At 30.9% G+C, this 12,657-nt stretch carries 13 protein-coding genes; 9 read left to right on the plus strand and 4 right to left on the minus strand.

The features are described 5' to 3' along the window. Nucleotides 1-32: 32 nt before the first annotated feature. The 3 genes from BC961_RS04865 to BC961_RS04875 are packed head-to-tail and all read left to right on the plus strand — an operon-like array spanning nt 33 to nt 3,125. On the plus strand, nt 33-1,016 hold the full coding sequence (locus tag BC961_RS04865) for a UDP-glucuronic acid decarboxylase family protein (protein WP_121924738.1): 984 nt from the start codon (nt 33-35) through the stop codon (nt 1,014-1,016). After that, nucleotides 1,016-2,368 carry an exopolysaccharide biosynthesis polyprenyl glycosylphosphotransferase gene (locus BC961_RS04870; protein WP_121924739.1) on the plus strand — a complete coding sequence of 451 codons (1,353 nt, stop codon included), beginning with the start codon at nt 1,016-1,018 and terminating at the stop codon, nt 2,366-2,368. The genes BC961_RS04865 and BC961_RS04870 overlap by 1 nt, the downstream gene beginning before the upstream one ends. A 1-nt stretch (nt 2,369) precedes the next feature. Then, nucleotides 2,370-3,125 carry a glycosyltransferase family 2 protein gene (locus BC961_RS04875; RefSeq protein WP_121925095.1) on the plus strand — a complete coding sequence of 252 codons (756 nt, stop codon included), beginning with the start codon at nt 2,370-2,372 and terminating at the stop codon, nt 3,123-3,125. Here BC961_RS04875 and BC961_RS04880 read toward each other — a convergent pair. Continuing rightward, nucleotides 3,122-4,432: a phenylacetate--CoA ligase family protein gene (locus BC961_RS04880; protein WP_121924740.1), complete on the minus strand. Its 1,311-nt coding sequence runs from the start codon at nt 4,430-4,432 to the stop codon at nt 3,122-3,124. The genes BC961_RS04875 and BC961_RS04880 overlap by 4 nt on opposite strands. A gap of 152 nt (nt 4,433-4,584) precedes the next feature. On the opposite strand from BC961_RS04880, the gene purD reads away from it, so the two are divergent. Next, the gene (gene purD, locus BC961_RS04885; protein ID WP_121924741.1) at nt 4,585-5,859 is read left to right on the plus strand and encodes a phosphoribosylamine--glycine ligase; all 1,275 of its coding nucleotides are present in this window, start codon (nt 4,585-4,587) and stop codon (nt 5,857-5,859) included. Between the two features lie 32 nt (nt 5,860-5,891). On the opposite strand, the gene BC961_RS04890 is transcribed toward purD, so the two are convergent. Then, nucleotides 5,892-6,122 carry a DUF6341 family protein gene (locus BC961_RS04890; protein ID WP_121924742.1) on the minus strand — a complete coding sequence of 77 codons (231 nt, stop codon included), beginning with the start codon at nt 6,120-6,122 and terminating at the stop codon, nt 5,892-5,894. A 141-nt stretch (nt 6,123-6,263) separates the two neighbouring features. Between BC961_RS04890 and BC961_RS04895 the strand changes: the two genes are divergently transcribed. Next, nucleotides 6,264-7,193: a DUF6427 family protein gene (locus tag BC961_RS04895; RefSeq protein WP_121924743.1), complete on the plus strand. Its 930-nt coding sequence runs from the start codon at nt 6,264-6,266 to the stop codon at nt 7,191-7,193. Here the strand turns inward: BC961_RS04895 and upp are convergent. Then, the gene (gene upp / locus BC961_RS04900) at nt 7,188-7,841 is read right to left on the minus strand and encodes a uracil phosphoribosyltransferase (protein ID WP_121924744.1); all 654 of its coding nucleotides are present in this window, start codon (nt 7,839-7,841) and stop codon (nt 7,188-7,190) included. The genes BC961_RS04895 and upp overlap by 6 nt on opposite strands. An 87-nt stretch (nt 7,842-7,928) precedes the next feature. On the opposite strand from upp, the gene BC961_RS04905 reads away from it, so the two are divergent. Together BC961_RS04905 and BC961_RS04910 are read left to right on the plus strand one after the other, a co-directional pair. Beyond that, complete coding sequence (locus BC961_RS04905) at nt 7,929-8,534, plus strand: DUF4254 domain-containing protein (protein WP_121925096.1); 606 nt, start codon at nt 7,929-7,931, stop codon at nt 8,532-8,534. A gap of 199 nt (nt 8,535-8,733) precedes the next feature. Further along, nucleotides 8,734-9,741: a glycosyltransferase family 9 protein gene (locus BC961_RS04910; RefSeq protein WP_121924745.1), complete on the plus strand. Its 1,008-nt coding sequence runs from the start codon at nt 8,734-8,736 to the stop codon at nt 9,739-9,741. A 378-nt stretch (nt 9,742-10,119) separates the two neighbouring features. On the opposite strand, the gene BC961_RS04915 is transcribed toward BC961_RS04910, so the two are convergent. Next, entirely contained in the window at nt 10,120-11,172 is a 1,053-nt protein-coding gene (locus BC961_RS04915; RefSeq protein ID WP_121924746.1) for a ferredoxin--NADP reductase, read from the minus strand. 340 nt (nt 11,173-11,512) lie between these two features. Between BC961_RS04915 and BC961_RS04920 the strand changes: the two genes are divergently transcribed. Both BC961_RS04920 and BC961_RS04925 read left to right on the plus strand, forming a co-directional pair. Beyond that, nucleotides 11,513-11,854, plus strand: coding sequence for a PadR family transcriptional regulator (locus BC961_RS04920; RefSeq protein ID WP_121924747.1), 342 nt, complete (start codon nt 11,513-11,515; stop codon nt 11,852-11,854). 7 nt (nt 11,855-11,861) lie between these two features. Beyond that, complete coding sequence (locus BC961_RS04925) at nt 11,862-12,539, plus strand: hypothetical protein (protein WP_245980808.1); 678 nt, start codon at nt 11,862-11,864, stop codon at nt 12,537-12,539. Nucleotides 12,540-12,657 lie beyond the last annotated feature (118 nt).

Genomic DNA, 12,657 nt, shown 5'->3' on the forward strand with positions numbered 1-12,657 from the left:
ATCATAATTGGTTTTGAACAATTACAAATAATATGAAAAGAATACTTATTACTGGAGCAGCAGGATTTTTAGGCTCTCATCTTTGTGACCGATTTATAAAAGAAGGTTATGCTGTCATAGGTATGGATAATCTTATTACGGGAGACTTAAAAAACATAGAGCATCTTTTCAAATTAGAGCATTTTGAATTTTATCATCATGACATTACAAAATTTGTTCATGTTCCAGGAGATTTAGATTATATTCTTCATTTTGCTTCGCCAGCAAGTCCAATTGATTACCTGAAAATACCAATTCAAACCCTAAAAGTAGGTTCATTAGGAACTCATAATCTTTTAGGTTTAGCTAGAGTTAAAAATGCTAGAATTCTCATTGCATCTACTTCTGAAGTGTACGGAGATCCATTGGTTCATCCACAAACCGAAGAATATTACGGAAATGTAAATACGATAGGGCCAAGAGGTGTTTATGATGAAGCTAAGCGATTCCAAGAATCTATTACTATGGCGTATCACACTTTTCATGGTGTGGAGACCAGAATTGTTCGCATTTTTAATACTTACGGACCTCGAATGCGTCTCAATGATGGACGAGTTATTCCAGCATTTATAGGTCAAGCGATTCGTGGAGAAGATTTAACAATTTTTGGCGACGGAATGCAAACGCGTTCTTTTTGTTATGTAGATGATCAAGTAGAAGGAATTTTTAGATTACTACATTCTGATTATGTTTTTCCAGTAAATATTGGTAATCCAGATGAAATTACCATAAAAGATTTTGCAGATGAAATAATTAAATTAACAGGAACAAACCAAAAAGTGGTCTATCATCCACTTCCTGTAAATGATCCATTACAAAGACAGCCAGATATCTCTAAAGCTAAAGAGTTACTAGGTTGGGAGGCTAAAATAGGACGTGCTGAAGGAATGAAAATTACGTATGATTATTTTAAATCGTTGTCTAAAGAAGAACTTTTAAAAGAGGAACACAAAGATTTTTCAAGTTATATAAAATAGTGGTTGCAAAAACAGGAAGATATTCAGGCTATATTCGCCCTTTTTCTTATTTGATTGATTTAAGTATCATCAATGCACTGTCTATTTATATGCTTCCATTTCACAATAATTTATTGGTATATTCAATACTGATTAGTTGTGGATGGTTTGTAAGTGCCATTTATTTAGGATTTTACGAAGTTTATCGGTACACGAAAGTTATTAGTATTTTGAATAAAACGGTAAAACAATCGGTTTTATTTGGCTTGTATTGTCTCGCATTAGAACTGTTTTACTCTGAATTTGGAAATCAAAAAAAGATAGTATTATTTGTCTTTACAGCTACCATTTTAATAGTATTGGTCAAACTTTTTATATATTATTTTTTAAGACGCTTTCGCGTTTTATACGGGGGAAATTATAGAAAAGTAGTACTGTTAGGAAATGATGAAAACATCAAACCGCTAAAACACTTTTTTACTGAGAATCCAGATTATGGATATTTCTTAGAAAATGTATTTTCATTGCAGGAAAATAAAAAGGAAAACATAAATCAATGCCTTTCTTTTGTTTTAGAGAACAAAATTGATGAAATTTATTGCGCGATGGCCGATTTGTCAGATAATCAGGTGGTTGATATTATTGACTTTGCTGATAATAATTTGAAAACATTAAAATTTATACCAAGCGAAAAGCAAATGCTTTCATCTAATATCAAATTCGAATTTTACGATTATATTCCAGTTATTTCACAGCGAAATATTTTACAAGAAGAACGTTTTAATAAAGCTGTCAAACGTCTTTTTGATCTTATTTTTTCGACAGTTATAATTGTATTTTTATTGTCTTGGCTGGTGCCAATAATGTCGATACTTATTAAATTAGAGTCTAAAGGGCCGTTGTTTTTTGTACAGAAAAGAAATGGTTTAAATTATAAAAATTTCAACTGCTACAAGTTCCGGTCAATGGACTTAAACGACACTTCAGATATGGAATTAGCATCAAAAAATGATATTAGAATAACTAAGATTGGAAAATTTATTCGCAAAACAAGTATAGATGAGTTACCGCAATTTTTTAATGTATTTTTTGGTGACATGTCTGTCGTTGGACCGCGACCGCACATGGTAAGCGTCACTAATATTTATGCTGCTAAAGTGGATAAATTCATGGTTCGTCACTTAGTCAAACCTGGCATAACCGGATTAGCTCAAACAAAAGGATATCGTGGTGAAGTGGAAACTGATGACGATATTATTAACAGGGTTAAATATGATATATTTTATATTGAAAATTGGTCTATTTTATTAGATATAAAGATCATTTTTGTAACTGTATTCAACACTTTAAAAGGTGATGAAAAAGCGTATTAAAATGGAAAATCCCTTAGTATCTATAATTACTCCTTGTTACAATTCTGAAAAATTTATTTTAGAAACGATTCAGTCGGTGCAAAATCAAAGCTATCAAAATTGGGAATTGATAATTGTTGATGATGGATCAAATGATATGACAAAATTTATTATTGAAAATGAAATGAAGAGTGATCTTCGCATACAATTTATTTCACTTCAAAAAAATATTGGTCCTGCAAAAGCTAGAAATATAGGAATTAATCAAGCTAAAGGGAAATATATAACATTCATCGATGCTGATGATATATGGTTTGCTGATTTTATAGAAAACAGTATTAAAACTATTACACAGACTGGAATACACTTCGTTTTTTCTTCTTATAAACGATCGAATGAAAGTCTAAAATTTGTTTACTCAGATTTCATTGTTCCAAAAAAAGTAATTTATACAGATATTTTAAAAACGAACTCTATTAGTTGTTTAACTGCTTTCATTGATATAGAAGTATTAGGAAAAAAAACTATGCCTGAGATCGCAAAAAGACAAGACATGGGATTGTGGCTTAAATATTTGAAAGAAATTCCCTTTGCACATGGTATCCAAGAAACTAAAGCAATTTATCGCATAAGAGAAAATTCATTATCAAGAAATAAGGCTAATTTATTAAAATATCAGTGGGAATTTTATCGAAAAATTGAAAACCTAAATATCATTAAATCGTCATACTATATGCTTCAATGGATGATCAGAGGTTTTATAAAATACAATAATTAAACCATCGATTTAAATTGCTTTAATTTTCCACGATTGCTTCTGTTTAAAGTCAACTTTCTAGTAAATGTGAAATTTAAATTAGATTCTAAATACAACTCGATCGCTATGTTTATTTTTTGAATTTGTTCTCCATTCAATTCCATCTCACTAACATATTCCACTTCAAACGAGTCAATTTTAGTTTGCTTGATAGTGAATTCTTTAACATTTCCATCATCTTCAATTATGCTTTTTGTAATGTAGTAAAATGTAAGTCCAGGAGTTATTTTGCCACTTGGTAAAATTGCAATATCATTTGTACGACCAACTAATGTTTTTAAAATAGGCTTCTTTAAAGTGCTTTTTTCGTCTAGCACTCCAGTATCACCAATTTCGTATCGTATAAATGGATGCGCTTTATTGAATAGTGAAGTTATCACAATTCGACCTGATATTCCATTTGGGACAGGATTGTTATTTTCATCTAAAACTTCTACAAATAAGGTCTCAGCGTTTACTTGCCACTCTCCATTTTGATTTTCAAACGCTATTAAATCTAATTCTGATACTCCGTATTCGTTGATAATGGGAATTCCAAATTGCTTCTCCATCAATTTTTTGTCATCTGCAAATAGCATTTCAGAAGTTACGATGCAAACTTTAATTGTGGGACAAATATCAGTAAGAATAATATTTTTCTTTTCTAAATATTTAGCAAATAAAACGATGGAACTTGTGTAACCATTAATGTAATCAAATGGGTTATTTTGAAATTTTATTAATATTTTTTCTAAAACTTTATCAGATAAATCAAAAATTGGAAATCGATAGCGGCGGCTTAGGAAATCTTTCAATCTTTCTTTTTTATTTCCAATAAAATCCAAAGGAATGCCATAGAATCGTGCTTGATAAGAACTATTAAAATTAATACCATGCATGGCAAAACGATGAACTATCGAAGACCACGTTAATGCATGACAATATTTATCTTTTGCAAAAATAAAAGGCTCTCCGCTGGATCCTGATGTTTTGTTCACATAAATATTCTTTGTAGTGTAACCTTTTGACAAACGTTCAAAAAGAGGTTTTTGTAAGTTTTTTTTATTTAAAATAGGTAAATCATTCCAATTATTAAATAATTTAGAACCAACTAATTCTTGATAAAAAGGATTGTTTTCTAAATGATAATTGACAATTTCTCGTTTTTTATTTTCGATAAATTCAAAATATTCCTCATTACTCAACGCTACAATTTTATCCAACTCGTTCTGAGCTTTCTTGAGAGGAAAGCCATTAATTAGTAGCGATAAATCAAAAATTCGAAACATTTTAAAATGATATTTTATCAAAAATAATATATACTAACAACTAATGAACAACATGTGACAAATTTTTGAAAATTAATTACTTTTTCAGTTTAAAAGCAATTATTTTTGCAACATCCTAAAAAAAGGAGACACACAACTAAACTACACACAAAATGAATATTTTACTATTGGGTTCAGGAGGAAGAGAACATGCTTTTGCATGGAAAATGATTCAAAGTCCGCTTTGTGATACACTTTTTGTAGCACCTGGAAATGCAGGAACTGCTGCTATAGCTAATAATGTTGCTTTGAGTCCAACTGATTTTGAATCTATAAAAGCATTTGTTATAAAAGAAAATGTAACAATGGTTGTAGTGGGTCCAGAAGATCCATTAGTAAAAGGGATTTATGATTTCTTTCTAAATGATGTAGAGTTAAAAGACATTCCAGTAATCGGACCTTCTAAATTAGGAGCGCAATTAGAAGGAAGCAAGGAATTTGCAAAAGAATTTTTAATTAAACATAATATTCCAACAGCAGCCTATGATAGTTTTACTGCTGAAACTGTAGAAAAGGGTTGTGAATTTCTAGAAACTTTACAGCCACCTTATGTTTTAAAAGCAGATGGACTCGCAGCAGGTAAAGGAGTTTTAATTATTCAAGACTTGGCAGAAGCCAAAGAAGAGCTTAGAAATATGTTAGTACATCAAAAATTTGGTGCTGCAAGTTCTAAAGTTGTTATTGAGGAATTCCTTGACGGAATCGAACTGAGCTGTTTTGTTTTGACGGATGGAAAAAATTATAAAATTTTACCAACTGCTAAAGATTACAAACGAATTGGAGAAGGCGACACAGGATTGAATACAGGCGGAATGGGCGCTGTTTCTCCAGTTCCTTACGTTGACGCTGTTTTAATGGAAAAAATTGAAACACGCATCGTAAAACCAACTATTGACGGTTTTCAAAAAGATGGTATTCCGTACAAAGGTTTTGTTTTTATCGGATTGATCAATGTAAATAATGAGCCTATCGTTATTGAGTATAACGTAAGGATGGGTGATCCTGAAACAGAAGTAGTTATTCCTAGACTAAAAACGGATTTAGTGGAGTTGTTTTTGGCTACAGCCAATGAAAAACTCAATGAAATCACACTTGAAATTGATGAAAGAAGCGCTACAACTATAATGGTTGTATCTGGCGGTTATCCTGAAGATTTTGAAAAAGGAAAAGTAATTTCAGGATTAGAAACTATTAAAGATTCTATAGTTTTCCACGCAGGAACTAAATTAGACAACGGAAATGTTGTTTCTAATGGAGGTAGAGTATTAGCCATAACTTCATACGGAAATGATTTCGAAGAAGCCATAAAAAAATCTTACCAAAATATAGATAAACTAAATTTTGATAAGATGTATTTTAGAAAAGATATTGGAAACGACTTAAAATAGTTTCTAAATGTCGTTCACTTTTTTCTTAATTTTTATTTAAAGAAAGAGTGAGCGGTAGTATCTTGTTTTTCAGTACCAGCATCTTCAAAAATTTTCAATTGTTTGATCCAATATACCATTGCACCAGCACAAATAATCATGAAAATCCAGTTAATTGTATTTGCAGCAAACCAAGATGATAACTCTAAAGAGCGTAAAAAATCGTGAGGAGCAAATAAAATATTCACAAATAAGTATTCTATTCCTTCGAAAAATGCTTTCATAATGTATAAAATTAATTTTAGTAGTTGTTTTGTGAACTCTAACGGATGAAAACTATTGCTTTTGGCAATCTTTACTAACTTTCAGAGTTTACTTTTTAAACAAGTATTATATTTACGAACACAAAAGTATAAAATATCCTTATGATAACAAGTGTTTTTAGAAAATCTACGCCATTAAATTTTTTACTTGTCGGGATTTTGATGCTGTTTTTCTTTTTAATGTTTCAATTGCAAGATTTATCTTGGTTAAGTTCCTTGCCTTCAGCACTTACAAAGGGAGGAATGTTCTGTCTTTTAATAGCTTCAATATTCATCGCAAATTTTGTAACTAAAAAAAATGGATTGAGTAAGGACAGCACCTTTACGATATTTTTCTATTTTTTATTTCTGCTTTTTTTTCCTTCGGTACTTAATAATACGAATCTAATTCTATCTAACTTTTTCATACTATTAGCGTTGCGAAGGTTAATTTCGCTGCAATCATTAAAATCGTCAAAAGAAAAAATATTTGATGCCTCATTATGGATTTTTTTAGCAGCATTATTTCATTTTTGGAGTATAATCTTTATTATTTTAGTTTTTATATCTATAATTTTCCATGTTTCAAGGGATTACAGAAACTGGATATTACCTTTTATCGCTTTTTTCATCGTGGTAATTTTCTACATTATTTTTGCTTTAGTTTTTAATCTGGACGGTATCGAATATTTACGAAACAGTGTTCACACGAATTTTGAGATTAGTTATTTTAAAAATAATTATGAAAATGGTGCCTTATCAATCTATGCTACAATAGCTTTGTTTTTTCTTGTATCCATGTTTAGTACATTATCAGGAAGACCGCAGCTTTTACATACTTCTTATAAAAAAATCATCGCTTCTTTTTTCATTGGAGTACTAATTTATGTAGTTTCACCGGTAAAAAGTAATGATCTTTTAATTTTCACTTTTGCACCTTTAGCCATAATGGCTACGAGTCATATTGAAATGCCTCAAATCAGGCTGAATCAAGAGTTAGTGCTTTATGCGCTTATTATTTGTAGTATGTTTGCTTTTTTTAGTCAGTTATAATTTAACTCCGTAAGCTAAATCACCGGCATCACCCAGACCTGGAACGATATAATTTTTAGCATCTAAGCCATCATCTAATGTTCCTATCCAAAGATGGCAATTGTCAGGAAGTTGCTCCTTAAGACGTGCAATTCCTTCTGGTGTTGCAATTACAACTGCAATATGAATTTCTTTTGGAGTACCTCTTTCTAATAATCTATTAAAAACCGCAACAATAGATTGTCCAGTAGCAAGCATTGGATCTAATAATAGCACATTTTTATTATTTATGTCTGCAACAGCTTGATATTCTACTCTTATTTCAAAATAATCATCGTTGTTTGGGTGATGTCTAAAAGCTGAAATAAAGCCATTTTCAGCGCTGTCAAAATAATTTAGAAATCCTTGATGCATTGGTAAACCAGCTCTCAGAATCGAACACAAAACGATTTGATCTTTAATTTCTGTAGTACTTTTTGTTCCTAGAGGAGTCGTAATATTGATGTCTTGATAAGCTAATTCTTTGCTAAGTTCATACGCCATTATTTCACCTATTCGCTCAATATTTCTTCTAAAACGCATGCTGTCTTTATGAACATCGACATTTCTTATTTGGCCTAAAAAATGATTTAGAATGCTATTATTTTCTGATAAATTATGAATTTGCATGATTTTAATTTTGCTTTTAAACTTCTACAGTTTTTGTTAAACCATAAAAGTATAAAAAGTATCTTTGTAATTATAAAATATAAAAATATGTTTTCAAAACTAGCTTATTCCGTATTCGAAAAAAGTATTAAGGATTATCATGAGTTTGATAATGTAGATCAACCGATCCACAATCCTTATCCTAAAGATAAATTTGAACATTTGTTGTATCACAAGAACTGGATTGATACCGTACAATGGCATTTTGAAGATATCATTAGAGATCCTAATATTGATCCCGTTGCGGCTCTAACTTTAAAAAGAAGAATCGATGCTTCAAATCAGGAGCGTACTGATATGGTTGAATATATTGACAGTTATTTTCTTCAAAAATACAGCACTGTTGTGATTAAAGACAATGCAAAAATCAACTCTGAAAGTCCTGCTTGGGCTTTTGATAGATTATCGATTTTAGCTCTTAAAATTTATCACATGAATGAAGAGGCAACTCGCGAGCAAGCCTCTCAAGATCACAGAGATAAGTGCCAAGTGAAATTAAATATTTTATTAGAACAAAGAACTGATTTATCAACAGCTATCGATGATTTACTTACTGATATCGAGCATGGAGATAAATTCATGAAAGTGTACAAACAAATGAAAATGTACAATGACGATGAGTTAAATCCTGTTTTGTACCAAAATAAAAAATAGTTTTTGAAGCTATTCCAGCTTTCCATTACAATTCCTCATAAAAAAAGTATAGTTTCTATGGTTATAAAAAGAGCTTCCGCTGGTCGCTTTTTTAGAACCAGAAACTTTACTTTTTTTGTTCCGGGATTTTCATTTTAATCTGGGCTAAAACCCACGATCAATATTACAATTGCCAAACAACATTAAACATATAGCTGTCATGAGACTTTCCGCGATGGGAGATGTCGCCATGACGGTTCCTGTTTTACGGGCTTTTGTAAAACAATATCCATCCGTTCAGTTGACTGTGATTTCTCGTCCTTTTTTAAAACCTTTCTTTAACGGAATCCCAAATATTTCTTTTTTCGCTTTCGATGAAAAAGAACGCCATAAAGGTTTTCTAGGATTGTTGCGTTTATTCCAGGACTTAAAAAAATTAAATATTGATGCTTTTGCTGATTTGCATAATGTTCTTCGTTCCCAAATCATTCGCAATCTTTTTGCTGTAAGCGGAAAAAAAATCGCGTCGGTAGACAAAGGTCGACAAGGAAAAAAAGAATTAACGCGCACAGAGGATAAAGAATTCAAACAATTGCCCACTATGTTCCAGCGGCATACTACAGTTTTTGAAGAACTTGGATTTCCTATAAATTTTTCAAATCCTAATTTTCCAGAAAAAGGAATTCTAGATAAAGAAATTCAAACAATCATTGGTAACGATTATAAAAATTTAATAGGGATTGCTCCTTTTGCACAATATGATTCTAAAGTATATCCTATAGATTTAATGCAAAAAGTAATTGAACAATTAGCTAAAAACAGTTCATATAAAATTTTACTTTTTGGAGGTGGAAAAAAAGAAATTGAAGTACTAGAATCACTTTCAAAAGATAAAGTAAACGTCATTAACATGGCTGGGAAAATTAAATTTCAACAGGAATTACAAGTAATTAGTAATCTTGATGTTATGCTTTCTATGGATTCTGGAAACGCGCATATTGCTGCCATGCTTGGTGTAAAAGTTGTCACCCTTTGGGGCGCGACACATCCATTTGCTGGTTTTTCACCTTTTAATCAACCATTAGAAAACGCTTTAATTTCTGATCGAGAAAAGTATCCTTTACTGCCAACATCAGTTTATGGAAATAAAGTAGTTGAAGGTTATGATGAGGTCATGCGATCGATCCAACCAAATCAGGTTGTGGCGTATATTCAGTCTTTAGTGTAGATTTTTAAATTGGATCTAAGCTTAATACCATTTTATATACCTCATAATTTCTAATCGCCTTTCCAAAGTTTAAATTTATTCTTCAAAATAAACAGCTTTCAGTCCTAAACGTACCGATTCTCTTTGCTATTTTTCTACATACATTGTATAATCTCTTGAAGATATTTGTAGCATTAGCGATTGCTTTTTGTCATTTTACTTAAATTTAAAACAACCAATTCACCTTGTAATTTTTCAAAGAATTTTAAATTTTTTTTTGCTTCTTTTATAAGATTCGTTTTCTTACTAATAAAAGTTCCTCATTTAGTTAAAATAAAAAATTCCAAAGTCCACTGTTTAATTTGGAGTTTGGAATTCTATTTATTCAGTAATTATATTTTAAACATCGTCGTAATCGATATAAATACTTTCTGATGTTGGATGTGCTTGACAAGTAAGTATTAGTCCACTTGCTATTTCTTTGTCCGTAAGAATTGAGTTTTTACTCATTTCAGCAGTTCCTGATGTTACTCGTGCTAGACAGCTACTGCAAATTCCACCTTGACAAGAATATGGAGCATCTATCCCTTGCTTTAACGCTGCATCAAGAACGGTTTGTTTCTGTGACATTTCAAACGTCGTTTCCTCGTCATCAACCATAATGGTGATTTTCGAGTGTCCACTTAATGATTTTTCAATTTTATTTTCGGCAGTAGAGGAGGCAAACAATTCAAATTTTATATTCGATTCCTTTACATTATGTTCCTTTAAAACATCAGAAACGATGTTGATCATTTCTTCTGGACCACATAAATAGAACTTATCAAATTCAAGTTCCTTATGCTTGTTTTTCAAAACAAAATTTACCGCTGCTTTTTCAATTCTTCCAAATAAAGCATTGTCTGCTTTGGCTTGACTGAAAACATAATGTACAAAAAGACGACCTACATATTTCAATTGTAAATCGTGTAATTCTTGATGAAAGATGGTTTCTTCAGGCGTTTTATTTCCGTAAACCAGCACGAATGAACTTTTTGGTTCGTCTTTCAATACTGATTTTAGTATTGAAAGTATGGGCGTGATTCCGCTTCCTGCTGCAAAAGCAACATAATTTTTTTGTCGGTCTGCCTGAGGTTCAAATGTAAATTTACCTTCAGGAGTTCCAACTTCAATTACATCTCCAGCTTTCAGTTTTGTATTAGCAAACTGAGAAAAAGCACCTCCTTTTACAGCTTTTACAGCAATGCGAAGTTCTCCACTTTCTGGCGATGAACAAATTGAATACGCACGACGTATTTCCTCACCGTCAAGCGTTAATTTCAAATTTAGGTATTGACCCGCAATGAATTTATAATTTGCTTTTAATTCTTCCGGTACGTTAAAAAGTATAGAAACGGCATCTTTAGTTTCGCGCTTTACTTCTTTTATAATTAGTTTTAAAAAGGATGACATGTGATTATTTTTTGACAAAGATAATAAACAGATTAGGTTTCTTAAATCAAAGTGTTTGAAAATTTTAAAGCAGTTGAAATAAGGATCTTTTTTGCCACGAGTTACAGGAAAATCCGCGAATACTTAATATTCAAAAAAACCAATTAATTTTCTATTGTGAAAATTTAGTAAACTTATGAAAATTTTCATTTTGTGTTAAAATGTTCTACTTGTAGTTGATTTTTTAGTTAAATAATAGGTTTGCTTTAAAATTAATATACCTAACATGATTATGTATAGGAATCTTATGTATATTTGTTTTCGAAAAGAAATTGCTTTGCATCTCCTAATGATAAAAAATATGAAAAATTCACAATTATATAAGGGAAGTTTAAATACGATCATCATGAAGTTGCTGGAGGAAAACGGCAAGATGTATGGTTATGAAATTACTCAAAAAGTTAAAGCAATTACATCGGGTGAACTTAATATTACCGAAGGCGCTTTATATCCTGCTTTACATAAACTGGAAGCAGAAGGAATTCTCGATGTAGAAATCGAAAAAGTAGACAATAGAATGCGCAAATATTATAAACTTACTGAAAAAGGTACAACCGAAACCGTAAACCGACTTTCAGAACTAGAAGATTTTATTAGAAATATGCAGAGTTTAGTAAACCCAAGTCCAAAATTAGAATTTTAATCTTAAGATGATGAAATTAACTCAAGAACAAACTCAATACATTTTCGATTATGTTTCTTCACGTGATATCAAATGGTATGAATTGCAAGTGGAATTAACGGATCACATGGTTTCTAGCATGGAGGAAATTTGGGAGAAAGATCCTGAACTCACTTTTCATCAAGTAAAACAATACGCTGAGAATAATTTTACTGGAGATTCTAGTTTTAAATCCATTGAAAAGGAACGAACTGAAATTTTGGGAAAAGAGTTCAGAAAGGAGCAATGGAAGATGATTGGCGAGTATCTAAAGTTTCCTAAGATATTTGCAAGTATAATAGTAGTTTTCCTAACTTTTAAAATTTCTCTGTATTTTGAAGAGCCAAGAAAGTTTGTTGCAGGACTATTTCTTTTTTTAATTTTTGTAGCCATACCCATGGTCTATTCTTATTACAAGAATAGAAAAATAGATGGTAATCGCTTTATTGAAATTGAGAAGAGCAATCCACTAACTTTATTATTTGGTGGTTTTATTAATTTTGGACTTAGTTTAGGAAATGTTTTTAAAGAAGAAATTAATGAATATGCTTTAGTACTTTTTCTTTTTTGTTGTTTGTGGGCATTAACGGTTTTATGCTTAATAACTGGAATCTTATTGCAAAACAAAACTATCAAAAGGGTTAAAGAACAATACCAGTTAAATTAGCATTATTAATCCACTAATATGTCATGCTGAGGAACGAAGCATCACCACAATCTATTAAATCATCGTTAAAGCAAATAACATGATAGAATTTTATTAGTAAAACCAAATACTTTGTCAT

Source organism: Flavobacterium weaverense (assembly GCF_003688495.1).
Taxonomy (GTDB): domain Bacteria; phylum Bacteroidota; class Bacteroidia; order Flavobacteriales; family Flavobacteriaceae; genus Flavobacterium; species Flavobacterium weaverense.